Source organism: Halomonas sp. CH40, from assembly GCA_041875495.1.
Classification (GTDB): Bacteria; Pseudomonadota; Gammaproteobacteria; order Pseudomonadales; family Halomonadaceae; genus Vreelandella.
On the sequence record CP112982.1, the window covers coordinates 1 to 26,725 of the forward strand.

Annotated in this window: 22 protein-coding genes; 11 read left to right on the forward strand and 11 right to left on the reverse strand. The window is 51.9% G+C overall.

Going from position 1 to position 26,725, the window contains the following annotated elements:
* From dnaA to gyrB, 4 genes are all read left to right on the forward strand, one after another.
* Positions 1 to 1,467: a chromosomal replication initiator protein DnaA gene (gene dnaA / locus OR573_00005; GenBank protein XGA80087.1), complete on the forward strand. Its 1,467-nt coding sequence runs from the start codon at positions 1 to 3 to the stop codon at positions 1,465 to 1,467.
* 23 nt (positions 1,468 to 1,490) lie between these two features.
* On the forward strand, positions 1,491 to 2,594 hold the full coding sequence (gene dnaN / locus OR573_00010) for a DNA polymerase III subunit beta (GenBank protein XGA80088.1): 1,104 nt from the start codon (positions 1,491 to 1,493) through the stop codon (positions 2,592 to 2,594).
* A gap of 124 nt (positions 2,595 to 2,718) precedes the next feature.
* Entirely contained in the window at positions 2,719 to 3,843 is a 1,125-nt protein-coding gene (gene recF / locus OR573_00015) for a DNA replication/repair protein RecF (protein XGA80089.1), read from the forward strand.
* A gap of 89 nt (positions 3,844 to 3,932) precedes the next feature.
* Complete coding sequence (gene gyrB / locus OR573_00020) at positions 3,933 to 6,353, forward strand: DNA topoisomerase (ATP-hydrolyzing) subunit B (GenBank protein XGA80090.1); 2,421 nt, start codon at positions 3,933 to 3,935, stop codon at positions 6,351 to 6,353.
* Between the two features lie 294 nt (positions 6,354 to 6,647).
* Here gyrB and glyS read toward each other — a convergent pair whose 3' ends face one another.
* Positions 6,648 to 8,714: a glycine--tRNA ligase subunit beta gene (gene glyS / locus OR573_00025; GenBank protein ID XGA80091.1), complete on the reverse strand. Its 2,067-nt coding sequence runs from the start codon at positions 8,712 to 8,714 to the stop codon at positions 6,648 to 6,650.
* Positions 8,714 to 9,673, reverse strand: coding sequence for a glycine--tRNA ligase subunit alpha (glyQ, locus tag OR573_00030; GenBank protein ID XGA80092.1), 960 nt, complete (start codon positions 9,671 to 9,673; stop codon positions 8,714 to 8,716). Before glyQ ends, glyS begins: the two co-directional genes overlap by 1 nt.
* A 140-nt stretch (positions 9,674 to 9,813) precedes the next feature.
* Between glyQ and waaF the strand changes: the two genes are divergently transcribed.
* Complete coding sequence (gene waaF / locus OR573_00035) at positions 9,814 to 10,854, forward strand: lipopolysaccharide heptosyltransferase II (GenBank protein ID XGA80093.1); 1,041 nt, start codon at positions 9,814 to 9,816, stop codon at positions 10,852 to 10,854.
* Here waaF and OR573_00040 read toward each other — a convergent pair.
* Complete coding sequence (locus OR573_00040) at positions 10,841 to 12,502, reverse strand: sulfatase-like hydrolase/transferase (protein ID XGA80094.1); 1,662 nt, start codon at positions 12,500 to 12,502, stop codon at positions 10,841 to 10,843. The genes waaF and OR573_00040 overlap by 14 nt on opposite strands.
* 404 nt (positions 12,503 to 12,906) lie before the next feature.
* Here OR573_00040 and OR573_00045 point away from each other — a divergent pair, with 404 nt between their 5' ends.
* The 3 genes from OR573_00045 to OR573_00055 are packed head-to-tail and all read left to right on the forward strand — an operon-like array spanning position 12,907 to position 15,684.
* On the forward strand, positions 12,907 to 13,914 hold the full coding sequence (locus tag OR573_00045; protein XGA80095.1) for an NAD-dependent epimerase: 1,008 nt from the start codon (positions 12,907 to 12,909) through the stop codon (positions 13,912 to 13,914).
* Between the two features lie 25 nt (positions 13,915 to 13,939).
* Positions 13,940 to 14,752 carry a glycosyltransferase family 2 protein gene (locus OR573_00050; protein ID XGA80096.1) on the forward strand — a complete coding sequence of 271 codons (813 nt, stop codon included), beginning with the start codon at positions 13,940 to 13,942 and terminating at the stop codon, positions 14,750 to 14,752.
* A 26-nt stretch (positions 14,753 to 14,778) separates the two neighbouring features.
* Complete coding sequence (locus OR573_00055; GenBank protein XGA80097.1) at positions 14,779 to 15,684, forward strand: glycosyltransferase family 2 protein; 906 nt, start codon at positions 14,779 to 14,781, stop codon at positions 15,682 to 15,684.
* A 73-nt stretch (positions 15,685 to 15,757) separates the two neighbouring features.
* Here OR573_00055 and OR573_00060 read toward each other — a convergent pair whose 3' ends face one another.
* From OR573_00060 to OR573_00085, 6 genes are all read right to left on the reverse strand, one after another.
* A complete protein-coding gene (locus OR573_00060) occupies positions 15,758 to 16,510 on the reverse strand; it encodes a glycosyltransferase family 25 protein (protein ID XGA80098.1) in 753 nt (250 codons plus the stop codon).
* A 78-nt stretch (positions 16,511 to 16,588) separates the two neighbouring features.
* The gene (locus tag OR573_00065; protein ID XGA80099.1) at positions 16,589 to 17,494 is read right to left on the reverse strand and encodes a glycosyltransferase; all 906 of its coding nucleotides are present in this window, start codon (positions 17,492 to 17,494) and stop codon (positions 16,589 to 16,591) included.
* The gene (locus tag OR573_00070; GenBank protein ID XGA80100.1) at positions 17,491 to 18,780 is read right to left on the reverse strand and encodes an O-antigen ligase family protein; all 1,290 of its coding nucleotides are present in this window, start codon (positions 18,778 to 18,780) and stop codon (positions 17,491 to 17,493) included. The genes OR573_00065 and OR573_00070 overlap by 4 nt, the downstream gene beginning before the upstream one ends.
* Before the next feature lie 3 nt (positions 18,781 to 18,783).
* Positions 18,784 to 19,737 (reverse strand): DUF6492 family protein, encoded by a 954-nt coding sequence (locus OR573_00075; GenBank protein ID XGA80101.1) that lies wholly within the window; start codon positions 19,735 to 19,737, stop codon positions 18,784 to 18,786.
* Positions 19,734 to 20,639 (reverse strand): glycosyltransferase family A protein, encoded by a 906-nt coding sequence (locus OR573_00080; protein ID XGA80102.1) that lies wholly within the window; start codon positions 20,637 to 20,639, stop codon positions 19,734 to 19,736. The genes OR573_00075 and OR573_00080 overlap by 4 nt, the downstream gene beginning before the upstream one ends.
* Before the next feature lie 180 nt (positions 20,640 to 20,819).
* The gene (locus tag OR573_00085) at positions 20,820 to 21,551 is read right to left on the reverse strand and encodes a 3-deoxy-D-manno-octulosonic acid kinase (protein ID XGA80103.1); all 732 of its coding nucleotides are present in this window, start codon (positions 21,549 to 21,551) and stop codon (positions 20,820 to 20,822) included.
* Between OR573_00085 and OR573_00090 the strand changes: the two genes are divergently transcribed.
* Positions 21,550 to 21,915: a hypothetical protein gene (locus OR573_00090; GenBank protein XGA81785.1), complete on the forward strand. Its 366-nt coding sequence runs from the start codon at positions 21,550 to 21,552 to the stop codon at positions 21,913 to 21,915. The two genes, OR573_00085 and OR573_00090, sit on opposite strands and share 2 nt — an antisense overlap.
* 2 nt (positions 21,916 to 21,917) lie before the next feature.
* Positions 21,918 to 23,219 (forward strand): lipid IV(A) 3-deoxy-D-manno-octulosonic acid transferase, encoded by a 1,302-nt coding sequence (waaA, locus tag OR573_00095; GenBank protein XGA80104.1) that lies wholly within the window; start codon positions 21,918 to 21,920, stop codon positions 23,217 to 23,219.
* Here waaA and rpiA read toward each other — a convergent pair.
* Entirely contained in the window at positions 23,216 to 23,890 is a 675-nt protein-coding gene (rpiA, locus tag OR573_00100) for a ribose-5-phosphate isomerase RpiA (protein XGA80105.1), read from the reverse strand. The two genes, waaA and rpiA, sit on opposite strands and share 4 nt — an antisense overlap.
* Before the next feature lie 124 nt (positions 23,891 to 24,014).
* On the opposite strand from rpiA, the gene ilvA reads away from it, so the two are divergent.
* On the forward strand, positions 24,015 to 25,562 hold the full coding sequence (gene ilvA, locus OR573_00105; GenBank protein ID XGA81784.1) for a threonine ammonia-lyase, biosynthetic: 1,548 nt from the start codon (positions 24,015 to 24,017) through the stop codon (positions 25,560 to 25,562).
* 449 nt (positions 25,563 to 26,011) lie between these two features.
* Here ilvA and OR573_00110 read toward each other — a convergent pair whose 3' ends face one another.
* Entirely contained in the window at positions 26,012 to 26,725 is a 714-nt protein-coding gene (locus tag OR573_00110) for a 5-formyltetrahydrofolate cyclo-ligase (protein ID XGA80106.1), read from the reverse strand.

The window sequence follows — 26,725 nt, forward strand, 5'->3', positions numbered from 1 at the left end:
GTGTCTCTCGCGCTTTGGCAGCAATGCCTCGATTATCTGCAGGACGAGCTGAATTCGCAGCAGTTCAATACTTGGATACGTCCTCTTCAGGCCGAAGAAGGCGAGTCCAATGAGCTGTGTCTTTTAGCGCCTAACCGTTTTGTACGTGATTGGGTAAATGATAAATATGCCAAACGAATCAGCGAGTTGGTCAGAGAGCTCTCACCGGCAAAGCCTCCCAAGGTAAGCCTGACAGTCGGTAGCCGCCGCGTGGCTGCTCCTGCACCGCAGCCGCGTCAGCTGGGAACCCCCGTTTCAGCCTCAGCCAACAGGTCGCCGTCACCGGCTGTCAGTACACCTTCACGCACTCATATGAACGATGATCGTGAAATTGATCAACTGCGTGAGGAATCTGCGTCTAAACGCTCCGGTGAGCGTCAGGTGCAGGTCGAAGGCAGTCTGAAACACACCAGTGGCCTTAATCCTAACTTCACTTTTGAAACCTTCGTTGAAGGTAAATCCAACCAATTGGCGCGGGCCGCATCACGTCAGGTATCAGAAAACCCCGGTGGGGCTTATAACCCGTTGTTTTTATATGGTGGTGTGGGATTGGGTAAGACCCACCTGATGCATGCGGTGGGCAATGCGCTGGCAGAGCGGCGGGAAAATGCGCGCGTGGTGTATTTGCACTCAGAGCGTTTTGTAGCGGATATGGTAAAAGCCCTGCAATTGAATGCCATCAATGACTTCAAGCGTTTTTACCGTAGTGTTGATGCCCTGTTGATTGATGATATTCAATTCTTTGCTGGTAAAGAGCGTTCTCAGGAAGAGTTTTTCCATACGTTTAATGCCCTGCTGGAAGGTGGGCAGCAGATGATCCTTACCTCTGACCGCTATCCGAAAGAGATCAGTGGCGTTGAAGAGCGTTTGAAATCACGTTTTGGTTGGGGGCTGACGGTGGCGATTGAACCACCTGAGCTTGAAACTCGCGTGGCCATTCTGATGAAGAAAGCCGATCAATCCAAAGTGGATCTTCCCCATGATGCGGCGTTCTTTATTGCTCAGAAAATCCGCTCCAATGTCCGTGAGTTGGAAGGTGCCCTGAAAAAGGTGATTGCCGACTCCCACTTCATGGGCAAACCCATCACTCAGGATTTCATTCGTGAGTCGCTGAAAGACCTCTTGGCCCTGCAGGATAAACAGGTGGGTGTGGATAATATTCAGCGTACAGTGGCAGAATATTACAAGATCAAGGTCGCTGATCTGCTTTCCAAAAGGCGTTCACGTTCTGTTGCAAGGCCGCGTCAGGTGGCAATGGCACTTGCCAAAGAGCTTACCAATCACAGCTTGCCAGAGATTGGCGACGCCTTTGGTGGACGTGACCACACCACTGTGTTGCACGCCTGCCGCAAGGTAAAAGCCCTGCAGGAAGAAAATGCGGATATTCGTGAGGACTACAAGAATCTGTTGCGTCTGCTGACCAGCTAATTACCGACTAATCTGGAGCGTTGATGAAATTTTCCATTTCCCGAGAGGCGTTGCTGCGTCCACTGACACTGGTAGCCGGCGTGGTCGAACGTCGGCAAACGCTACCTGTGCTCTCGAATGTACTCATTGAAATTGAAGGCGACCAGGTCGCCTTGACCGGCACAGACCTTGAGGTTGAACTGATAGGACGCACGGTTGCCAGCGCTGTAGAGCAGGAAGGAGCCGCTACTGTACCTGCCCGTAAGTTGATGGATATCTGTAAATCGCTGCCCGAACAGGCAGAGATTCAGCTGGCCGTTGAAGAGGGTCGTGCGGTATTACGTAGTGGTCGTTCGCGCTTTACACTTTCTACGCTTCCCGCCGCTGAATTTCCGAGTATCGAAGAAGCTGAAGGGGGGCAGGAATTAAGCGTCCCCAGGGGAACGCTCAAGCACCTGATCGACTCGACGGCGTTTGCCATGGCCCAGCAGGATGTACGCTACTATCTGAACGGCCTGTTACTGGAAATTCAGACCAACCTGCTGCGCGCTGTCGCCACTGACGGGCACCGTCTGGCAATGTGTTCACGTTCAGTAGAGGTTGTTGTTGAGCAATCACAAAAGTTGATTGTGCCGCGTAAAGGTATTCTTGAGTTATCTCGCCTGCTGGATGACAGCGACGAACCAGTCAGCTTGACGTTAGGCTCAACCCATGTACGTGTACATACCGGTGACTTCACCTTTACGTCCAAGTTGATTGATGGCAAGTTTCCTGATTATGAACGGGTTGTGCCGCGTAACGGCGACAAGGTATTGCTTGCTGAGCGCGCTGATCTGCGCCAGATGCTGTCGCGTACAGCCATTCTGTCCAACGAGAAATATCGAGGCGTGCGGCTCTATCTGGAACCCGGCAACCTCAAGGTCATGGCAAATAATCCTGAGCAGGAAGAAGCCGAGGAAAATATTGCGGTTGAATACAATGGCGCCGCGATGGAAATCGGTTTTAATGTCGGTTATCTCGTCGACGTGCTCTCGGTGTTGAATGAAGATCGCATGCAAATGACGCTGGCAAATTCCAATAGCAGTGCTTTGATGGAAGAGCCTGGTGGTGGTGATGCCTTGTATGTTGTTATGCCAATGCGGTTGTAGTGGTTGGTGTGACGGCTTTTTCTGCCAGCATTGTATGTCTGATCAGGCGGCGCCACTCTTTCCCGGTGGCTGCCGTCTATGTTTTTATATCCGTGAATAGCACCTCGACAGGGTTGCGTCTCCAATGAGCATCCAACAGCTCAATTTTCAGGGGATACGAAACCTCCAGCCAACTCAGGTCTCTCCCTCAAGCCGCATCAATATTATTAGCGGTGCCAATGGAAGCGGTAAAACCAGCTTGCTTGAAGGCATTAATATTCTTGGATTGGGGCGTTCATTTCGTACCCGTCAATTAAAGAATGTTATTCAGCAGGGTGCCTCCGAGATGACGTTGTTTGCAAGGCTTGATGATGAGCAAGCCACCACTCTGGGTGTCCGTCGTCTACGTGAACAGCGCGAATTGGAGCTGCGTATTAAAAGCCAAAAGCAGGTTCGCCTGGTCGAGCTTGCTGAAATGATGCCGCTGCAATTAATTAATCCGGATGCTTTTCGCCTGCTTGAAGGCCCGCCTTCTGGCCGTAGAGAGTTTTTGGATTGGGGAGTGTTTCACGTGAAACATGAGTTCTTTAGCGTCTGGAAGCGGACGAGGCGGGCGCTGAAACATCGGAATGCTCTTCTCAGGCGTGGTAGAATATCCCCTGCCGAGATTGAGATATGGGAACAGGAACTGGCAAATAGCGGTGAAAGAATCGACCAGCAACGCCGAGAATGGTTTAGTAACTTTCTGCCGGTGTTTGAAGAAACGTTGCAATCATTATTATCGTTACAAGGGCTGACGCTTCACTATGCGCGAGGCTGGGATAAGAATCGCCCCTTGGCGGACGTCTTGGCAGCAAGCCGCGCAACGGATGAGCAGATGGGGTTTACTCAACAAGGCCCGCAGCGCGCTGACCTGAGAATTAAGGTCAACAAGCAGCCAGCTGTTGAGGTGCTTTCCAGAGGTCAGCAAAAATTGGTAGTGAGTGCCCTAAAACTGGCACAAGGCCGATTTCTGGAAAGCACAGCTAACAGACATTGCGTGTACCTGATTGATGACTTGCCAGCTGAGCTGGATGAACAGCATCGCCAGCGGTTTTGTCACCTTCTTGAATCTATTCAATGTCAGGCTTTTATAACGAGCGTCGAACCAACCGCCCTACAGAGTCGATGGCTTTCCGGTACTGAAGTGAAGATGTTTCACGTGAAACATGTTGAGCAGGATGGGGGAGTGCAGCCACTGTTAAGCCAGTTAAAAGAAACTGGGCAGTGAGCTTTGCAAGAGTCGTGCAACACTAAGCAAAAAGTGGTACCAGGCGGGTAGGCGATACGGACAAGACAGACTTCACGATGGAGTGGTCAATGAGCGAGCAGGCTTACGATTCATCAAGTATCAAAGTGCTCAAGGGGCTGGACGCAGTTCGCAAACGTCCAGGGATGTATATTGGCGACACAGATGACGGGACAGGGCTGCACCATATGGTGTTCGAGTTGGTGGATAATTCCATCGATGAAGCCTTGGCAGGTCACTGCAGCGAAATTCGCGTTATTATCCACCCCGATGAATCTATCAGCGTTAGCGATAATGGGCGTGGCATACCCACCGAGCTGCATGAAGAAGAAGGGGTGTCAGCCGCAGAAGTCATCATGACGGTGCTTCACGCCGGTGGTAAATTTGATGATAACTCCTACAAGGTCTCGGGTGGTCTGCACGGTGTTGGGGTGTCGGTTGTCAACGCACTCTCATCTGAGTTGCGCCTGACGATCTGGCGTCAGGGCGAAGTTTTCGAGCAGATTTATCAGCACGGTGTGCCTCAGGCGCCGCTTTCCGTTGTGGGTAAAACGGAGCAAAGTGGCACCAAGGTGCATTTCCGGCCTTCACCGGATACGTTTGCCAATATCGAGTTTCACTACGACATACTCGCCAAGCGTTTGCGTGAACTGTCATTCCTGAATTCAGGTGTTGCCATTCGGTTGATGGATGAGCGTAGTGGTAAAGAAGAGCTTTTCCACTATGAAGGCGGCCTTAAAGCTTTTGTTGACCACCTCAACAGTAAAAAGACTGTGCTCAACCCTGTGTTCCATTTCAATGCCGTGCGCGAAGATGGTGTTGAGGTGGAGGTTGCCATGCAGTGGAGCGATACCTTTACCGAGAATATTTTCTGCTACACCAATAACATCCCTCAGCGCGATGGGGGAACCCACCTGGCAGGTTTTCGTGCTGCATTAACGCGCACGCTGAACCACTATATTGAAGCAGAAGGTCTGCTCAAGAAATCCAAGGTGAACACCTCTGGTGATGATGCGCGTGAAGGCTTGACGGCGATTATTTCCGTTAAGGTGCCTGACCCCAAGTTCTCATCCCAGACCAAAGAAAAACTGGTATCCAGTGAAGTTAAAACAGCCGTCGAGCAGGAGATGGGTCGGTTGTTTTCTGAGTATCTGATTGAAAAGCCTAACGAAGCCAAGTCCATCGTTAACAAGATGTTGGATGCTGCCCGCGCTCGTGAAGCCGCGCGCAAAGCGCGCGATATGACGCGTAGAAAAGGCGCCCTGGATATTGCAGGTTTACCCGGCAAGTTGGCCGACTGTCAGGAAAAGGATCCCAGTTTTTCTGAGCTCTATCTGGTAGAGGGTGATTCTGCTGGAGGAAGTGCCAAGCAGGGGCGTGACCGCCGGACACAGGCAATATTGCCGCTGAAGGGTAAAATCCTCAACGTCGAAAAGGCACGCTTTGATAAGATGCTGTCTTCAGCTGAAGTGGGAACACTGATTACGGCGTTAGGCTGTGGCATTGGACGGGAGGAATTTAACCCGGATAAGCTGCGCTACCACTCAATTATTATCATGACCGATGCGGACGTGGACGGCTCACATATTCGTACCCTGTTGCTGACGTTTTTCTTTCGGCAAATGCCGGAGCTGATTGAGCGCGGCCATGTGTTTATCGCCCAGCCGCCGCTGTACAAAATCAAGCGTGGCAAGCAGGAGCTTTACCTTAAAGATGAACAGGCCATGGTGGACTACCTGACATCCACCGCGTTAGATGGCGCTCGCCTGCATGTTAATGCGGATGCGCCTGGCATTGCCGGTTCTCAGCTAGAAGCCCTGGTGACCCAATATCGTGGTGTGATGAAGCGTATTGATCGCCTGTCACGGGTTTACCCCCTTGAGGTGCTCAAGCAGGTGGTGCATGCATCCGGGCTTATGGGTGAAGAAAGCCTGAAAGATAACCTGACCATGCAGAACTGGATTGCAGAATTGCAGAAAGCCATGGATGATCAGGTTGCTTATGAAGGTGGGCCGCGCTACCACTTCCACCTGAAGGAAGATACTGAGCGCGGTCTCTATCTGCCGACCGTGTCTTTGCTTGCTCATGGTGTGACCACGGATTATATGTGGGGGCTGGATTTCTTCGAAAGCGCCGATTATCGCGCCATGGTGGCTTTGGGTGAAACTCTGAATGGTTTGCTGGAAGAGAGCGCCTATATCGCTCGCGGTGAGCGCCAGAAGCCTGTCAAGCAGTTTGCTGACGTGTTGAGCTGGCTGATGCAGGAAGGGCAGAGGGGGCTTTCTGTGCAGCGTTATAAAGGGTTGGGCGAGATGAACCCGGATCAGCTGTGGGAAACCACGATGGATCCGGACAGTCGCCGTATGCTCAGGGTGACCATTGAGGATGCTGTTGCCGCCGATATGATGTTCAATACTCTGATGGGCGATGACGTTGAGCCACGGCGCGACTTTATTGAAACCAACGCGCTTGTTGCTAACCTTGATATATAATCGGTAATGAAACTGAGAAAGCAAAAGATGTTTCACGTGAAACACCTTCCGCCTCTCTGATCTAAAGCAGGTTATGCTATCAAAAACGCCGCTGAACCATTGAGTTCAGCGGCGTTTTCCTTTGCCTGTTCTGAGTTGATGACACCATCCCGGTCGAGAATGATCAGTTTTTGCGCAGAAATCGACATGGCGTAGCTCTGTGTTTCACGTGAAACATCGTCAGTGAGTAAGACATAAAAAACCCGGCATAGCCGGGTTTTCGATTAGCATATATAAACTTCATGCGTCCGCGTATTACTGAGGAAGTTCAGAAATATCGGCAACTTCAAGGAATAACGCCTGCAGGCTGGCCAACAATGCCAGGCGATTGTTACGCACGGCAGTATCGTCCGCCATCACCATTACCTGATCAAAGAAGTCATCAATCGGCTGGCGTAGTGTTGCCAAGGTGTCGAGAGCTTCCATGTAATGACCACCTGCAAACAGCGGAGCAACACTTTCCCGCCGATTGGTAATTTCATGGTAAAGATTCTTTTCAGCCTCTTCACTCAACAGGCTGGCATCTACCTGGGCGCCACCATCATGGGACTGCTTGGTTAAGATGTTGGAAACACGCTTGTTGGCAGCGGCGAGGGCGGCTGCTTCTTCACGCTGGGCAAAGGCTTTTACCGCACGCAGGCGGCGGGCAAAATCCAAGGGCTTGGTAACCGGACGGGCACGAACAGCAAGGTACATTTCAGCGCTGATGCCTTCTTCCTGACCCCAGGCACGGAAGCGATCCATTACATAGGTCAACACATCCTCTACCAAGCTATCTGTTTTGGGTAGGTCACGATGTTGCTCAGCGGCACAAGCCAACAGCTCGCGCAAATCCAGATTCAGCTCGCCCTTGATCAGGATGTTGAGCACGCCTATGGAGGCACGGCGCAGAGCGAAGGGATCTTTGGCGCCGGTCGGGCGTTGGCCAATCCCAAAAATACCTACCAGGGTATCCAGACGGTCAGCAAGCGCCAGCGCCTTGCCGGTCGCGGTATGTGGAATATCATCGGCGGCAAAGCGGGGCAGATACTGTTCTTCCAGCGCCGTTGCGACTTCGTGGGGTTCGCCATCCTGTTTGGCATAATAGTGGCCCATGATGCCCTGCAGTTCAGGGAATTCCAGTACCATTTCAGTGACCAGGTCACACTTGGCAAGTTCGGCGGCGCGTTGGGCCAAAGCCGGATCACCGCCAATCTGATTGGCAATCAGTTGGGCAATGGTGCTTGTACGGCGTGCCTTATCCGCCAGGGTGCCCAGCTTCTGCTGAAACACAACGCTTTCCAGCATGGGAATGCGGCTGGCCAGGGTGCGCTTACGGTCTGTTTCGTAGAAGAAGGCAGCATCGGCCAGGCGAGGCCGAATGACCTTTTCGTTGCCCTGGATAACCTGATCCGGATCCTGGCTCTCAATGTTAGAAATGGTGATAAACAGCGGCTTGAGCTGGCCGCTGTCATCTACCAGATGGAAGTACTTCTGGTTGGCTTTCATCGAAGAAATCAGGCATTCGGCAGGTACTTCCAGGAAACGCTCATCGAAGCTGCCTGTCAGGGCGACGGGCCACTCTACCAAGCCACTGACCTCTGCCAGCAGTGACTCGTCAATCACGGCGGTTGCTTCCTGAACTTCCGCCTCAGACAGAACCTGTTCACGAATACGCTCGCGGCGCCTGTCGCGGTTGGCCAGTACATAGGCGTCTTCAAGCGCTGCCAGGTAGTCATCTGCATGGGCCAACTGAATGGCATCCGGGGCGTGGAAGCGGTGGCCGAAGGTGGTGCGGCTAGCTTCCAGGCCCAGGACTTCAGCGGCAATGACATCGCTGCCATACAGGGCGACCAGCCAGTGAACCGGGCGGGAGAATTCAACCCGTGAGGCACCCCAGCGCATGTTCTTGGGCACGGGTAGCCCGCCAATGGCCTTGCGCACAATCTCAGGCAACAAGGCCTGAATGGTCTCACCGGCTTGCTGTTCGTGATAACCCAGCCAGGTGCCTTTATCGGTTTCCAGGTGGATCAGTTGATCCACCGTAACACCGCAGGAGCGGGCGAAGCCCTCAGCGGCCTTGGTAGGTTGACCATCCTTGAAGGCAGCGGCCAGGGCTGGCCCGCGGCGCTCCACGTTGCGGTCTGGCTGTTTATCAGCCAGTTCGCGCACCTGGACGGCCAGGCGGCGCGGGCTGGCATAGGCGGTGACGTTATCAAAGGTGACGCCGGCTTCTTCCAGGCCGCGCTGAATGCCATTGGCAAAGGCATCTGACAGCGTATCCAACGCCGAGGGCGGAAGCTCTTCTGCGCCGAGTTCCAATAGAAGCGTATTAACAGCCATTATGCGTCTCCCTGATCGGCCAAGAGTTCACGCCGTAAGGCCTCTGGCGCCATGGGGAAACCTTCGGCTTTGCGTGAGTCATAATAAGAATGGGCAACATTGCGAGCCATGGTACGTACTCGCAGGATAAAGCGCTGACGCTCGGTCACTGAGATGGCGTGACGGGCGTCCAGCAGGTTGAAGGTGTGAGACGCTTTCAGCACCTGTTCGTAAGCGGGCAGCGGTAGCTTGGCATCAAGCAGCTTGCCGCACTCCTGCTCCTGATGATCAAAGGCCTTGAACAGTTGCTCAACGTCGGCATGTTCGAAATTGTAGGTGGATTGCTCGCGCTCGTTCTGAAGGTAAACGTCGCCATAGGTGACCTTGCTGCCATCCGGTGCGACGGTCCACACCAGATCATAGACGCTGTCCACGTCCTGCAGGTACATGGCAATCCGCTCAATACCGTAGGTCAGCTCACCGGTGACCGGGAAACACTCAATGCCGCCTGCCTGCTGGAAATAGGTAAACTGGGTAACTTCCATGCCGTTCAGCCAGATTTCCCAGCCCAGGCCCCAGGCGCCCAGAGTAGGGGATTCCCAGTTGTCTTCGACAAAGCGGATATCATGCACCAGAGGGTCAAGCCCCAGGCGCTTCAACGAGCCCAGGTAAAGCTCCTGGAAGTTGGCCGGTGATGGTTTCATTACCACCTGGAACTGGTAGTAATGCTGCAGGCGGTTCGGGTTTTCGCCATAGCGGCCATCGGTGGGGCGGCGTGACGGCTGAACATAGGCTGCATTCCAGGTTTCAGGACCAATGGAGCGCAAAAAGGTGGCCGGATGAAAGGTACCCGCGCCAACTTCCATATCCAGTGGCTGTAGCACAACACAACCTTGCTCTGCCCAATATTGCTGCAGGGCAAGGATTAATCCTTGAAAGGTCGACACATCAGGTGCCGCGCTTGGGGTTGAATCACTCATCGGGAAAAGCACCATTGGCCATGAATTCACAGAGCGTCAAGTATACAATCACAAGCAGGCAGGTTATAGGCGCATGGAGTATCCATTACTATCCAGCAAAGCTATGCTTTAACCCTTTCGTACCACAGTGAGCGTTATGAATGAATGAGTCCGCCAAGCGGCTACTGGTAATTGGCCCCTCCTGGGTGGGGGACATGGTCATGGCCCAGAGTCTGTTTATCACCCTGAAACAGCGTAATCCTGAAGCTATGCTGGGCGTGGTGGCACCGGCCTGGTTCCAGCCGATTCTGGCGCGCATGCCGGAAGTGGATGAGGTGTTGCCATTGGGCGTTGGGCATGGCGAGTTCGGCATCAAAACGCGTCGGGAGCTGGCCGGTAAGCTTAAAGGGCGTTACGATCGTGCCATTGTGCTGCCGCGTTCCTGGAAAGCAGCCCTGGTGCCTTTTCTTGCGCGTATTCCTGAGCGTGTCGGCTTTCTTGGCGAGCAGCGCTATGGCTTGCTGAAAGAGCGCCGCAAACTCGATAAACAGGTGCTTGACCAGACGGTGAAGCGTTTTGTATCGCTAGGGTTGTCAGAAGACGAAGCCAGCGCGGGGCAGTTTGCCATTCCACGTCCCCGCCTGATGATTGATCGCGATAATCTGGTCAATCTGCGTATTGCTCACCACCTGTCTTCCCGACCCGCGGTCGGCCTGATGCCAGGCGCCGAGTATGGCCCTGCCAAGCAGTGGCCGCTAACCTATTTTCATCAGCTGGCTGAGCGCCTAATGAGTGACGGCTATGAGGTACGTATCTTCGGTGGCCCCAAGGATCAGGATGCCGGTGATGTGATTGCCGAAGGGTTGCTGCATACCCATAATCTGTGTGGCAAGACAGGCCTGGCGGATGCCGTTGATCTGTTGGCGGATTGTGGCCAAGTGGTGACCAACGATTCGGGGCTGATGCACGTTGCCGCTGCAGTAGGTACTCGGGTACATGCTGTTTATGGTTCTTCATCACCTGCCTACACGCCACCGTTGACTGCCAACGCACAGATTCACTATCTAGCGCTGGAATGCTCTCCCTGCTTTCAGCGTGAATGCCCGCTGGGCCACACAAATTGCCTGAATAAACTGGATGTCGAGGGTGTCTATGCGGCTATCAGGTCAACGCCACGTCCACTGAAACTCAATGCGCAATAGGGTGTTCTTCTGTAGTGTCCTGCGGGGTTTCAAGTATTTGTGACTCTGTATCCGGGAGACTCTCAGGTTCTGAAGTCCGCTGAGGAGCCAACCCCTCCCACAGGCGCTGCTGCAGTTCGCTTTCTGCGTGTAAGCGCTCATTGATAGCTGCAACACCATGGCGCTCTATCAGGGTTTCCGAATCGCTGAGTAGCGAAACCCCCAGACCTGCCCGTGAGTTGTGCGGCGTATAGCCAAGCGCGTCCAGCAGAGTTGGAAAAACATCCATGGTCGAGGCGCTGCGTGTGATGCGCTGGGGCGCTTGATCGCTACCTAGCAGAATAAAGGTATTGTCCCTATCCAGAGTGGTCAGCTCATCCCATACTGAAACGCGCATGGTGAGGTGATCACTGAGAATCGCCACCACGGTATTCTCAAGCAGGTCGCGTTCTTCCAGGCGTTCGATAAGGTCGCGCGCCAGCCAGGCCGAGCACTCTACTGAATACAGAATATCGACCTCATCCCACTCGCCTTGCCGCTCAACGCAGCGCTGGGCGGGATAGCCGTTGGGCGCATGACCGGTAATGCTCAGGTTAACGACCCCCCAGGGGCTATCCGATTGGCGATCCAGGCGCTCGATTTCTTTCAGCGTCAAATCATAAAGGGTGTCATCATAAAGCCCCCAGTCATTGACGTATTCAGGATCTTCCAGCTGAGTCTGCAGAGCTTGCAGGCCGTAGACATGCTCAAATCCATGGTCGCGATAAAAACGCCCTTTACCGGCGAACTCGGTGCTGGCACCGCCCAGAAAGCTCAGCTGATAGCCCTGCGCACTGAGCAGGTCACCCAGGCATTCAACGCCTGGCACCACGGATGAAAGCGGCTCAAACTGGCGATCATGCAAAAGCCCGGCAGGCATCAAGGGGGCGCCGCACTGGCTGGCAATCATACCGGCCATGGTCCAGCCGGTATTATCAAGCTGCTTAACACCTTCAAATACCAGGCCCTGCTCGCCCAGATGGTCGAGATCTGCATAGGCATCACCAAAGGCAGGATGACTATAGGTGCGCTCAATGCTTTCCAGATACAGCACCAGCAGGTTGGGAGGGGAAGATTGAGAAGCAATGTCTGGCGTGACATAACGTCTGTCCAGCCAGCCATGATCATCCGCCACTACTACCGCGCTGCGCTGCCCCAGGCTGTAAAGCAGGGGGTTAGTTGCCATCAATAATACGGCAAGGAAAGGCTCCGAGCGTCGCCAGCGCCAGTCATTGCGTGCCAGCCAGGTGATTGAGATCAGCATTGCCAGCATGATCAGGGTGTAAAGAACCGCCGCCACTAGCCGCCCGGACCCGCCGTGGTCTTCCATGCCCGCCTGAAGGTGGTAAAAAACAGCCCCGATATCAACATCACCAAAACTGTCAGCCAGGTAAATGTACAAGCCCCAAAGGCACAGCGGTAGCAATGACCAGGGGGTTAGCTTGCGATAGCGGCGATAGCGTGGCTGCCCGCTACCCAGGCGGCGGCCAAGCCAGACAAAGGCGATGGCTATAAACGCAAACGACCACCAGGGGAGCCGGGTCAATATGGCAATCGCATAGCCCAGCCCGACACCGATAATGACGAGTGGTAACCAGGTACCAGGCGGCGGAAGCTTGAATCGGGGCATGAGGCTCCTACACAACAGTGATTCAAAAGGCTGTTCAGCGCCAGTCAATGCTTTCTCACGGCGCTGTTGTTGAATACAGTGAAAGCTTATCATGAGAAAGGGCCAGATGGGCGATGGCGGGTGCTTGCTGCCTTGATGGTTCAGTCGCCCTAGATAAGTGCGCTAAAGCATAAGTGATCCACATAAAATTGTGGATCACCCACACAGCACCGGATCAATGAATTTACTTTGAGTATTTGCCTGAAAAAATGGGGCCATAGGGGCCAATCGACATCGCCGGGTATGCCTGAATGCGCTTATCATGAAAGAAGAGAAGTGCTGACAACGGTCGATTATGCAAGAATTATAAGGCCTGCATGTGCTCGTTTGAGCTATTTTTTCATTAACGTTTGTGGAGCATCCATTTGACTACTCTGGTGACTGGCGCGGCAGGATTTATCGGTTCTGCAGTCGTGAAGCGTTTGCTTGAAAATGGCGAGAGAGTTGTCGGTCTGGACAACCATAATGCGTATTACGACCCTGAACTGAAAGAAGCACGGGTGTCACGCTTTGCTGCCCATAGCGGTTATGAACATTTGCGCGTTGACGTGGCAGACCGAGAAGCCATGGCAGACGTATTTCGGCGACACTCTTTCAGTCGTGTCGTCCATCTGGCCGCCCAGGTAGGTGTACGCTACTCGCTCGAGAATCCTGCTTCCTATATTGACAGCAATCTGATTGGGTTTGGCAATATCCTCGAAGGGTGCCGACAGCAGGTTGTTGAACACCTGGTTTACGCCAGCAGTTCCAGTGTATATGGCGCCAATGAGCAGATGCCATTTTCTACCCATCACACTGTCGACCACCCGATCAGCCTTTACGCAGCGACCAAGAAAGCTAATGAAGCCATGGCACACAGCTACAGCCACCTTTATGGCATCCCGACCACAGGCCTGCGCTTCTTTACTGTCTATGGCCCATGGGGGCGCCCTGATATGGCCCTTTTCAAGTTTACTCGGGCGATTTTGGCGGGAGAAACCATCCCGGTGTATCACTTTGGTCAGCATCGGCGCGATTTCACCTATATTGATGACATTGTGGAAGGCATTATTCGCGTACTGGAAAAGCCTGCGCAACCGAATCCGCAGTGGTCAGGTCAATCACCAGACCCTGCCACCAGTATGGCTCCTTGGCGTCTTTATAATATCGGAAATCAGGAGCCTGTTATCCTGATGGATTATATTGCAGCCCTTGAGCGTGCGCTGGGTATTAACGCCAATAAACAGTTGCTGCCCATGCAGCCTGGCGATGTACCGGATACCTACGCTGATGTGGAGGATTTGGTCGAACAGTTTGGTTACCAGCCTGCCACCCGAGTCGAGGACGGTGTGGCGAATTTCGTGGCCTGGTACCGCGATTTTTATCGTGTTTGATTTGTTAACTCTATAGTGATTGTTCATGAAGCTTTCTGTCGTTATCAGTACCTATAACTCGCCAAGGTGGTTGGAAAAAGTTCTTTGGGGTTATAGCGTACAGTCACATCAAGATTTCGAAATTATTATCGCCGACGACGGGTCAGGCAATGAAACGCGTCAATTGATTGACCGCTTTTGTAAGAACACATCCATGAGCATTCAACATGTTTGGCATCCGGATAACGGCTTTCAAAAGTGCCGCATCCTCAACAGCGCAGTAATAGCATCGGCTTACGACTATATAGTGTTCAGCGATGGGGACTGCATTCCGCGCAGGGATTTTCTCAGTGTTCATGCAAGCCAAGCGGCGCCTGGATATTATCTGTCAGGCGGTTACCACAAGCTTCCTATGGCGACCAGCGAGGCAATAACCAAAGACGATATTCTGTCCGGGCTCTGTTTTGATCTGAAGTGGCTTAAATCTAAAGGGTTGGCAACATCCTACAAGAACGTAAAGTTAACGGCTAACCACTGGCAGGCACGTCTGTTTAATACGCTGACCCCCACACGTTGCCGTTTCAAGGGGTCTAACGGTTCTGCCTGGAAAAAAGATATTCTGATGGTTAATGGTTTTGACGAAACCATGGCCTATGGCGGTGAGGACAGAGAGTTTGGCGTCCGGCTTGTCAATGCCGGTATCAAGCCAAAACATGTTCGCTACAACGCTGTGGTTATACACTTGGATCATGCCAGAGGCTATGTAGACCCTGATATTGTCATTGCCAACAAGCAGCATCGTCTTAAGGTTGAAAAAACCGGTATAAAGCGCACAGATCACGGCATTCAGCAACATTAGGCCTTTTATACGACTGGAGTTTGACATTGATTTTTTTTGTATTTTCATATAACCGCGGCCCTCATCTGAGAAACTGTATTGAATCCATTGAGATTTGTGCGCCCGATTCTCAAATTATCGTTTATGACGATGCCAGCAACGACCCTGAAACTCGACAAGTCCTTAATGACATCGAAACACGTCATGACGTCAGACGCCGAGACGACAAGGGTTCTGAAAACCAGCACGGTGCACTTTATACTAATATGCAGCGTGCCCTCGACTCCGTTGACGGCGATGAACTAATCTGTTTTCTTCAGGACGACACCCAGTTGGTGCGTCGGATTGAGGCAGAAGATATCCGCTTGATGGAAAACTATTTTGAAAAATTTCCCACCGCTGGATTCCTGGCGCCGGTTTTTCAGAAAGCCATCACACGTAAGCGCACACTCGAGCGTTTTGTTTATTATCCAGACCGTGACGTTTTTGTCTGTGAACACAGTAGCCGCAAACAGGTTGCTGGCGTCTACTATTCAGATATCTCGATTACCCGAAGTGAGCGCTTGCGTAAGGCTAACTGGCAATTTATTTCAGGAGAGTTTGAAAACGAAAAACAGGCAAAGGCGCATTTTCTTGAAATGGGTTATCTACGAGCCCCTTTTGCCATGTGGCTGCCTAATCCTCCTGCATATCGTAACAAAAAGAAAAGCTTTACCTTTCAGTTGGCGGAAATTATCAACAAGGCGGGGTTTTACCCTTTTAATATTATGGATGCTGAATCTACCAAGAAACTTCGCCAACATCCGACAAGCAAGGTTCCGATTGCTGAAGATTTTCTCACCGTTACTGATGAAACGCTCAAGTCGCCGTGGATCTATGATCCTCTGCGGCGCTATCGATTCTTACGCAAACTGGCCAAGTTTGAAGCACTGCTGAGGCGTTGTTGTCGATAGATAGGAAGGAGCACTCACCATTAAAAAAACCACCTGTATATATATCTTCACGTCAAAATTTCAGTGTCTAAGGCTACTTTTGCATTCTAGCTTTGAACATATAGTTATGGAGTTCTCGATTAAACTTGCCTTTCAGAAGGTACCAACGCCAACGTAGACGCATTAATCCACGCCTTGCCTGAGAAGTATCAATACCAGAATCTATAGCGGAGTCAAACTTGGGGTTGTGAGTAAGGCAGGGTTCAAGCACTCCGTAGCATTCAACGCCATTTGCCCAGAATTGATCCATCTCTATATCTACAGGCTCTACCCAGCGTTCACTATACTTCAGAAACTTCCGTGCAGCAGATGGAGTGAGGTAATAACCAGTAGCACTTTTATGGCCTCTTAGAAACTTGGCTATAGAGATATCCTCTTGCTCGAAAACCTGCCAGCTTTTTTTGTTTCGGGACTTGTTCTTGAACAACCTGACACATTCAATCTCCTGCGGGAGATTGGAAGACTGTTCCACAAATTTCAAAAATGGTTCTGGAAAGATCATGGCATCATCTTCGAGAACAATCACTGGCTTCCCTGCTTCGACGCAGTGCTGCCAGACAATAAAATGGCTTGCATAACAACCTAAGTGACCTGTTGTCAGAGGAATTTCGCCGATGCGTCTCGCCTTATCAGCATCATATTTGGTAAAGAGCTCGTGACCCTGCTTTCCATCGATTGCATCTAAAAAGCTAAAAGGCAACTTCAATTCAAAAAATTGTTGCTCAATTGATTGTCGTCTTTCGGTCGCTCGCTTCAGGCTAATGACTATAATTTTCGGTGATTCCATATTTTAATTATCCAGGCAGCAATATATTTTAAGCATTTTTATCCGGCAGAAGAAGTCCAATGACTTCGCTCAGGTCAATCAAATTTTAAACCAGCGTCGGAACATGATTTCAATATTGTTCATGTTTTTAAACAGTTTTAGCCCAGTTAAGGGGTTGTAAGTCCAAGGCTTTGGTGGCGAACTAGGAGTGCATTCAAGATAGTCTTCAGCGACTGGTAAGCGAGGAGGGTTCTGATGTCGAATTGAGACAGCTTCTTCGTCAGAGAGTCGTCTGAAGGGGTAAAAACCTACACGCTTTTTCTTTTCCGCCAATCGCAACCCAAGCGTTTTTTTCTTACCACGATAAGCAGGCACTTCAGGCAACCACATTGCAAATGGAAGCCACATGTAAGCCATCATATCGAAGTGTGTTCTAGCCTGTTCATCGTTGGCAGGCTCTGATTGTTGAAAATGCCAGCCTGCGCTGATGAGCCGGTCAGGTTTGAAAACGGCTAGGTCAGAATAATAGATGCCAGCACTTTGTCCACTGTCTTGGCGGAAAAAAATATTTGTAGTTGGCCCGCTCAATGGGATAACAGGACGCTTTTTTAAATCGATACCTCTGATAAAGCAAGGGTGCAGAAATCCCAGGGTAGGTTGGCAGTCAAATAATGTCTTCATTTCTTCAAGCTCTTGACTAGAGACAGGCCGGACTATCTGGGTATCATCCTGTAGAAAACATATCAGTTCGCGGTCATGGAAAAGTTCGAGTGCTGTATTCATATTGTGGTACAGACCGCCATGCTTAATGGTTCCAACTTCCTTTGGGCCTATAACCTGAAAGGTTTTTGCTGCTTGTTCAAGGTATTCTTGAGTATCAGGGTCATCACTAGAGTCATCAAAAATGATAATTTCAGCATCAGTAATGCATTGTTGAACAGACTCGACACAGTTTCGCAGGTATTTCCCTCGATTGAAGGAGAATATGCAGACCGTTAAGCTCATCTTGATATTCCTTTGGTGTGGTTGTGGGTATGTAAGGAGTGACTTTGTTCTTCACGCTTATAGCGACACCACGTCCAAACAAACACCAGAGGAATCCAGCCGATTAGCCAGACTGGGTGAGGGGAAATTAACAAGGTGTATTCATCCGTGAGAGTCAACAGCACAAAAAGGCCAAGAATGACAACAAGATGAAGCTTATTTGCGATGCAAAATGAGCTACGCAGAATGGCCATTAATGGAAGTGCCAAAAGCCCTACTTGCATGGCAACTCCGATGATGCCTGTATCCATGAAAGCGCCAAGCCAGATATTGTGAGGATGATAGACCTCGAATTCTAAGTCATTCAAATCGATTTTTGCTGCATCGGTCAGCCTGAAATCAAGGCCTGCGCCATGTCCTAACAGAAAGGATTCTGGTGGATGGTTAAAGACGGAAGTCCAGATATCCAGGCGATAGGAGGTGCCTCTTTCCTTAAATTGTTCATAAAGCAGGTCAAATCCAATAAACCAGTAAATGGCTAGAAGTAAGCCGATAAATATTCCGCCAACGAGATAGAACGTTGCAGGCCTTCGGTACTGATAGCTGATAAAAAGCCCGAAAAAGACGAGGTACCCCAAAAAAGTCACCTGTGGTGCCCGGCTCTGGCTAAGCGTTACAAAAATGCAAACAGCGATAATCGAAATAACAGTGAAAATAATATCGCCTCGGTTAACGGTTTTTTGGTTGGCATGGATTAAAAATAATCCTGTCGCCAGCAAGATGATGCTTATTGATGCGCCTTGAATCGGGTGCTCCATCATACCTAAGCCGCCGATACGAGCAGTAACCGATATATCTGTAAGTGACGATAAAAGACCAGCAAAAGCCCCTGCCGATGCAATAAATAAAAAGCCTCTTCCCCACAGGCGGGGCTGCGATATAACAGTTTGCATCCATATCCAGTAAGCGAGCATACCCAGAAAGGCCTCAAGGCCCCATCGGGATGCCTGGACGTTATCTGATAAAGCGTTATTCCCTACCAACCAAGTGGTAATAGCCATATAACCGCAAAAAATAATAAAAAGCCGTATAAAATTATCTTGCCATATAATTTTGTTATCTTGATTGGCTATCAAATAAATAGTTAATGGATAAATAAGAATATGAAAAAAAGCCCGATAAATAGTGTCAGGCATTGTGACACTAAGTAATAACCAAATGGCAAATAATAATGGCAACCAGTCAACCAACTTGAGATTTTTGAGGGTAGCTAAGCTGGCGACTGTTTGTCTAAAAGGTGTGTGCATGGTTCAGCCACCTTTTTGTATAAGTGATAAAAGCGGCCCAAGATAGGCATTTGCATCCCGAAGTTCGCGTCCACTAGCCTGAGAGTGAATCGTGATATAGTGAATACTGGGCTCTTTAAGTAATTCACTTACGGTTTTAATCACAGTTTGAGGGTGAGAAGTATCGTACAGGTAATGACAAAAAGAGGGAATACGCCAGTCCACACTGATTTTTGGTGTTTGCTTCAGCAAATATGCCTTGTAAATACCAAACTCGGACCATCGACGCGGTGGTCGATCCAGCAAGGCAGCATACCATGCTTTATGGGTATTGGATTCGAGGGTCGTGAGAGCTTTACAGAGTAGTTGCCGGTCAAATACAAAAGGGGTATCAAAATACGCATTCACTTGAGGTGTTTCCGAAGCTACATTAATCAGATATTCAGATTCATGGATCCAATTTTTGACTTTTCCTTTCAATCCAGCGCGATTCTGCCAATCAGCGAAGCATACGTAGCTGATGTCACTGACAAAGTCTTTATAACTGGCATTTGGGGTAACAATCACATCAGAATCAATAATAACGGCTTTATCGTAGTCAAGCTCACTAGCAAGCGTTAACTTGCAAAGTTGCTGGGTATGCCATCCTGTGTAAGACGGCCACACAGGCCAGGAAAATATGCGTTTGAAACTGCCGCATATTCGGGTCACTTTGCGGCCCAGGCATTGCGAAAGCCGACGTGCACGGTTTCTGCGATGTTCTATGTATTCAGGTAGCACGTCACGGGTGGAGAGAAGCGTTAGACCACTACGCCCACGAAATTCCTCGAACAGAGCGACGTCCTCATGCTGTACAACAACGTAATGGTCAAACCCGGCGAGGGGAGATTGTTCCAAGGAGGCTCGCATGACGCGGAAATGATCAAGGTCTCCCGCCCAAGTGGGTGTTATAAACACCATGCGCTGATTGTCGCTCATTCGCTGTTGTCTCTCTCTTTCTTGTCTCGCCAACGGGACTGCCAGACACGTAGTATTCTTCTTAATTTACTGCGCGTTTTATTTCCACTATAGCGCCCTTTAGCAACATGACGGATCCGATAGACGCCAGGCAGGTTGATGGGCTCCCCCTGACTACGGAGTAACCAGCGAAAAGCGCGATCTTCGTGGCATTTGGCAAAGGTGTCCACCGGTTGTTGATACAATGCGATTGCTTTGCAATAGCCCACGTGTCGGCACACGTCGCCATGAGCAATCTGTAACGGCCCGGTGGCTTTGGTAATAGTTCGAGACGTAAACGCAGACGTATCAATGTCCAAAACCTGTGGCCCCTTGTTGCCGGTTTGCAGCATGGGATTATTTTCTGCCAGCAGATCGGTTGTGCGCTCTTCTTGTGGAAAAAGCAGTGCATCCTGGCGACCCTGAAGGCTGTCAGCCAGGCTGTCCAGGCAGTTTTCACGGAACATAAGGTCACAGTCTGTGAACCAGACCCAATCTGCCGTGGTTGCCAGTGCTGCACGGTTCCGCCCAATGCTTCGCCGAAACAATGACTGCCTGGAAATGGGCTGCCAGTTCCAGGTAACGCCAGGCACCTGTTGTTCCTTGAAGAAAGCCAGCAACTCGGCTGTTTTTTTGTCCTCGGGGCTGTAGAACACCGTCATGGTGATATCAAGCTTTTGGGGAGGAAATAATACCAGGGAGCTAAGTTGGTAAACCAAAAAGTGGGAATAGTTCCAGCAGTGACTGACGACTTCCAGCTGAAGGTGCCCTGTTTTAGTCGCCCTGTTTTGTTGCAAGGGCAGGTTGGGCTCAAACCATTGTGGTGGTATTTTACCGCCGGCTGCAAAGCGGAAGAAAGCCAGTTTTATCGTGTTCCACATCATTAATTTTCCGGGTAGTGCTATTTTATGTGGCTGAAGGCAAATCGTGCTCGGCAGCCGCGCCGTCAAGATACAGGAATTCTAACATAGCAAATTGATTCATCTCATTTTAAGGCAGACGTGAAGAGCTGAATAATGACGCTATGATTATCCCTAGGAATGAGGCAGGGCGATTGTGGTTGATCAGTCTGGTGTACGGTAACCTTGAAGGATAGGCGTGGCCGATACGCTTGGATTAAATTTGTGTAAAGAGCGTTCAATTCTGTCCAAGTTTGCGTTCTGCCACATCCCCGGCTGGCGTAACCGGCAACGGTCTAGATCAATCAGCCAGGGCCTGTGTTGTGAATCAATCAGAATATTGCGGGCGTTGAGATCCACATGGTCTAAATGATGGTCGTGGAAGCGGCGAATCATGCGCCCGACGCTTGTGAGCAAGGTTCTTAAGGTGTTCTTCGATATTTGCTGGTCGTTTAAACAATCTGCCAGTGCCCGGGCGCCAGGTATGCGCTGTGTGATAAGCGCGGCCTCATAGGTGAATCCATGGCGACTGACCCAGGCGGCAATCGGGCGGGGTACGGGCAGGCCCAGTTCAAAAAGATGCGCATTCAGGCGCATTTCAGCAAAGGCGCGGGTGCGTTCGCGTCCGGTCCAGAGATACTGGTTGCGGCTCAGTTTAGCGATCAGCCCACCACGCAGGTAGTGGCGAATCACCCACTCCTGGTGGCTATCGGGTTCTGGCTGTATAAAAAGACTGTTGCCACGCCCGAGTGCTTCGCCGGTTATCCGGCCAAGCTGTTGCCAGTAAGAAGCAGTAAACAATGCGGGCTGAATCTGGTGCGACCCTACTGCGCCCGATAAACTGTCCGCATCGTATAAAATCAGGTTTTCTTCCTGTTGGAGTGTCGCTAAGCGCATGAAGCCCTCTTTGCCCGACCAACCTAAGCATATTGCCGCTCAGCAGTCAGCACTAGGCGATATGTGCAATATGATCCCGACCGTTCGGGCTTTCCGACGTTATTGTCATCAGGCGCGTAGTACCTGGCGTAGTACCTGGATGACCAACCTGGTAGCGTACAGTTTACTGGCTGCGGTATTGGGGGTCGAGCTTGTCGCTTACGACAGGTTCACTATCGGCCGGTTGATTGAAACCATTCAGCCAGATGAGATTGCCGGGGGAGCTGCCGTGCGCGCCAGAGGAGGAGAGGTCAAAGTGCTGGGCTTTGAAGACGGTGTTTCCACCACGGCAATGATTGCCACCATACTGGATCGTGAAGGGTGAGGATGGACTGGCCGCGTTTAGGTTATTCAGCCGCTTTGTATGCGCTGTCTCCGCTGATCTGGCAGCGGGTATGGCGTGAGCAGGTGCCCACTTACCAACGCCGGCAGCGGCTTGGCATCGAGTCGTCAGCGCGTTCAGGGCAAGCCTATATCTGGCTGCACTGCGCTTCAGTGGGTGAAGTGCGCGCCGCCCAGCCGCTTATCAAGGCGCTACTGGCGCGTTATCCACGCCATCACCTGTTGTTGACTACCATGACTGCCAGCGGCGCACAGCAGGTGCAAGCGCTCACTCACCTGTCATCGCGATTAATCCACCGCTTTATACCCCTGGACTTCCCCGGCAGCGCCAAACGCTTTGTGCGCCACTGGCAGCCTGCGCTGGCCATCCTGTTTGAAACCGAGCTATGGCCCAATCTGATTGCCTGCTGCCATCAACACCACCTACCTGTTGCTGTGGTCAATGGTCGTCTGTCGCCGCGGGCATTCAAGCGTTACCAGCGAATTCGCCCGCTGATGGTCAATACCTTACGCCGTATCAGCTGGCTGGCAGCCAAGTCTCAAGCCGATGCTGAACGTTTTGCGGCACTCGGCATGTCAGCTAATCGAACGCAGATTGTCGGCTCGCTCAAGTTTGAAATCAGCCACCAGAAAGGCACTGGTACTGAGAGTAAGTACTTACGTCGTGAGCTGGGTCTGGAGACCTGTAAACGCCCTGTCTGGGTAGCTGGCTCAACTCGGGAAGGAGAAGAAGCCGTGCTGCTCGCGGCTCATCGCAAGCTTGGCTGCCACCACCCTGAGGCGCTGTTGATACTCGCGCCGCGTCATCCGCAGCGCTTTGACGAGGTGGCAAAACTGTGTGAGAAAGCGCAATGTACAACGGCGCGTCGAAGCCTGCAGCAGCCGGTGACAGCGCAGACCCAGGTGTACCTGGCAGATACCCTGGGTGAACTGGAGCAGCTCTACACTGTAGGGGATCTAGCTTTTGTGGGTGGTAGTCTGGTGCCTCTGGGCGGCCATAACGTGGTGGAACCGGCAAGCCTTGGGCGCTTTACCCTGTGTGGCCCGTCACTGGAGAATTTCGAGGATGTGGCCAAGCCCCTGCAAGCTGCCGGAGCGCTGGAAAGCGTAGCCGATGAGCAGGCGCTTGTGGCAGCACTGGTGGCCGCCTTTGATGACCCCGAGGAGACGGCGCGCAAAGGTGCCCTGGGGCAGCAGGTTGTCGAACAGCAGCGCGGCGCGCTTGAGCGTACGCTGGCAGGTCTGGTTCAGCTACTGCCAGCGGAGGCGGGGCAAAATCCGGATTAGCGCCGCGCAGTGCGTTCGACGCCTTTTGGCGTACCCAGCAACAGGATATCGGCGCCGCGGGCGGCAAACAGGCCATTGGTCACCACGCCAACAATATTGTTCAGGCGAGCTTCCATGGCTTCAGGGTCATCAATCATGAACTCATAGCAGTCGATGATCTGGTTGCCGTTATCCGTCACCACCCCTTCACGGTAAACCGGCTCGGCGCCGAGTTTGACAAGCTCGCGGGCCACATAGGAGCGCGCCATGGGAATCACTTCAATGGGCAGGGGGAATTCGCCCAATCGAGCCACAGACTTTGAGCCATCCGCAATGCAGATAAAGCGTTCAGCGCAGGCAGCGACGATTTTCTCCCGAGTCAAGGCAGCACCGCCGCCCTTGATCATATGTAAGTGAGCATTCACTTCGTCTGCGCCATCGATGTAAAAGGGTAGCGTGCCCACAGAGTTAAGTTCGAGTACGTCAATTCCCTGCGCTTTCAGACGGCTGGCACTGGCGTCAGAACTGGCAACAGCGCCCTGGAAGCGGTCCCCCAGTCGTCCCAGGCGGTCGATAAACAGGTTGGCCGTGGAACCTGTGCCAATGCCCAGCACGGTATCCTTTTCAAGCCATGGTTCGATTTCCTTGATAGCGGCATCTGCCACTGCTGCTTTGAGTTCATCCTGGGTCATGGTGAGCCTTTTGATGCAATAAAAACTGAAAATGGTTAGGGCCTGTTGAGTCAGCAGTATAATGGCTCAAACAGTTCTAGACGACACTGGCCAGAATCTGCTAACAATATCGGCTTTATCTTAAATCAGTCCGAAAAGCCGCCAACGAGATACCTCCATGCTTGAAGCTACAGTGAAAAAGATCCTTAACGCTCGCGTTTACGGCGCTGCGCGTGAAACGCCTATTTCTTCCGCGCCTCTTCTATCACGTCGCTTCAACAACAAGATTCTGATAAAACGCGAAGATTTGCAGCCGGTGAACTCTTTCAAGATTCGCGGCGCCTATAACAAGATGACTCAACTGACGGAAGAACAGAAGGCCAAGGGGGTGATTGCGGCGTCAGCGGGTAATCACGCCCAGGGGCTGGCCATGGCGGCCAAGCAGATGGGCGTCAAGGCGGTGATTGTCATGCCGCGCATTACCCCCGAGATCAAGGTGCAGGCCGTGCGCGGCTGGGGCGCCAAGGTGGTGCTGAAAGGCGATGCCTTTGCCGCTGCCGCCGAGCATGCCCAGACGCTGATCGCCGAGCATGGGTATACCTATATTCCACCCTTTGACGATATTGATGTGATTGCGGGCCAGGGCACCATAGCGGTAGAAATGCTGCGCCAATATCCTGAACCGATTGATACCATTTTTGTAGCGGTGGGCGGCGGTGGCCTGCTGGCCGGAGTGCTGGCCTATGTCAAGTATCTGCGCCCCGAGATCAAGGTGATTGGCGTGGAGTCAGAAGACAGCGCCTGCCTCAAGGCTGCCATGGACGCCGGTGAGCGGGTGGTGCTGGAACATGTGGGGGTTTTTGCGGAAGGGGTGGCGGTTGGCCAGATCGGTGAAGTGCCTTTCAGCATCATCCAGGGGCTGGTGGATGATGTGATCACTGTCAATGCCGATGAAATGTGTGCCGCCGTGAAGGATATTTTTGAGGATACCCGCGCGGTTCCCGAGACATCCGGAGCGCTTTCCCTGGCAGGGTTGAAAAAATACGTGCAACAGACCGGGGTGGAAGGCCAAACCCTGATGTGTATCAACTGCGGGGCCAACATCAATTTTGATCGTCTTCAGCATATTGCCGAACGCGCCTCATTGGGTGAGCAGCGCGAAGCCATTCTGGCGGTGACCATTGATGAGCAGCCCGGCAGTTTCAAGAAGTTCTGCCGCACCCTTGGCAAGCGGATGGTGACGGAATTTGGCTATCGCTATTCGAATGCCAGTGAAGCGCATATCTTTGTGGGTGTGCAGGTCAAACCGGGGGGAGAAGACCGTCTGGCGGTTATCGAAAAGCTGGAAGAGGCTGGTTATCAGGTGGAAGACCTGACCGAAAACGAACTGGCTAAACTGCATACCCGTCATCTGGCAGGCGGGCGCCCCAGCGAGCATTTTGAAGAAGAACTTTATCGCTTTGAGTTTCCTGAGCGTCCGGGGGCGTTGATGAACTTCCTGACCAAGCTACCCCATGACTGGAACATTTCACTGTTTCATTACCGCAATCATGGTGCGGCATATGGTCGCGTGCTGGTAGGCATGCAAGTGCCTAATGGCCACCGTAAAAATGTTGAAACGCACCTGGATGCGATTGGTTACCGCTATTGGAAGGAAAGCGACAATCCGGCTTATCGCCTGTTTATGGCTTAGCACGTCTGTCTGAGCTTGAGTTGACTGCTTGTGAGACAGCCTCTCTCACAATGTGGGTAAAGTTAATTGGAGTTAAATCTGCGTTTAAGGGCATCCAGAGACTCAATTGGCCATTGATTGAGGGTGCCCATTGGCCCTATAGTCAACGGACTTTCTTATCCATTATTCATTGGTCGTCGCCACTGGTGATAAGCCACCCAGCATTTCTATGCTTGGATTTTGTGGAACGTCCTTGAATAGTTAGTTCAATCACTGCAAACATTCTTGGAGAAGGACAACATGCGCCGTAAAAAGCCGGATACGATCATGGCATTATTTGTGATCTTTGTACTGGGAGTCTTGGTTACCGGGTACGCGCAGGCACTGTCCGGCAGCTAACAAGCTGGATAAAGGCCGCATTCTTGTAGGGATGCTCCCTCTTCTGGAAACTTCTCTGGCGTCCGTGTCGGCTACTGGCTGACACGGACGCTTTCGTTAGCTCGAATGTCGCTGGTGCGAAGAAGGGTTGGGCGTATAACACCTTGATCTGTCACGATCGCACTGAGCGGAATATCCCAGGGTTCGACGGGAAGTGAGTCAACTTCCTGGCAGGCGTGGGCAACTCCCATCAAGCGTGGCGCCGGTCGACGGTGACGAACAAATGCCAGGGTGCGATCATAATAGCCACCGCCCATTCCCATCCGGTTGGCCTTAGCATCAAAGCCGACTAATGGTACCAGCATGGTATCCAGCGCCCAGGGGGGTAAGCGATTGCGCCTGTGAGCACTGAACTGGGCTGCGGGTTCCCAGATACGATAACGGTTCTTCACCATAGGGGTGTCTGGCCGGTAAGCAACAAACCACAGCGTATTGTCTGCCAATGGGCGCAAGACGGGCAGGTAAACCTTAACCCCACGCCGATATAACCAGGGCAGCAAGGGGGTAGGGTCGATTTCACCGTTGAGCGGTAAATACAGGCTGATGCGCCGGGCGCGCTGAATTTCCGGCAGCTGTTTTAGCTGCGCGCACAATTTCCGGGCGGCGAGCTGTTGAGCCTGCATGGAAAGGTTTCGCCGGCGGCGCTTGAGTTCGCGGCGCAGGGACGTTTTATCTTTACCTGCTGCCAGGGCGCCAGTGGGCTCTTGAGCAAGCGTTGGCGAGGCAAGGGTTACATCATACGTCAT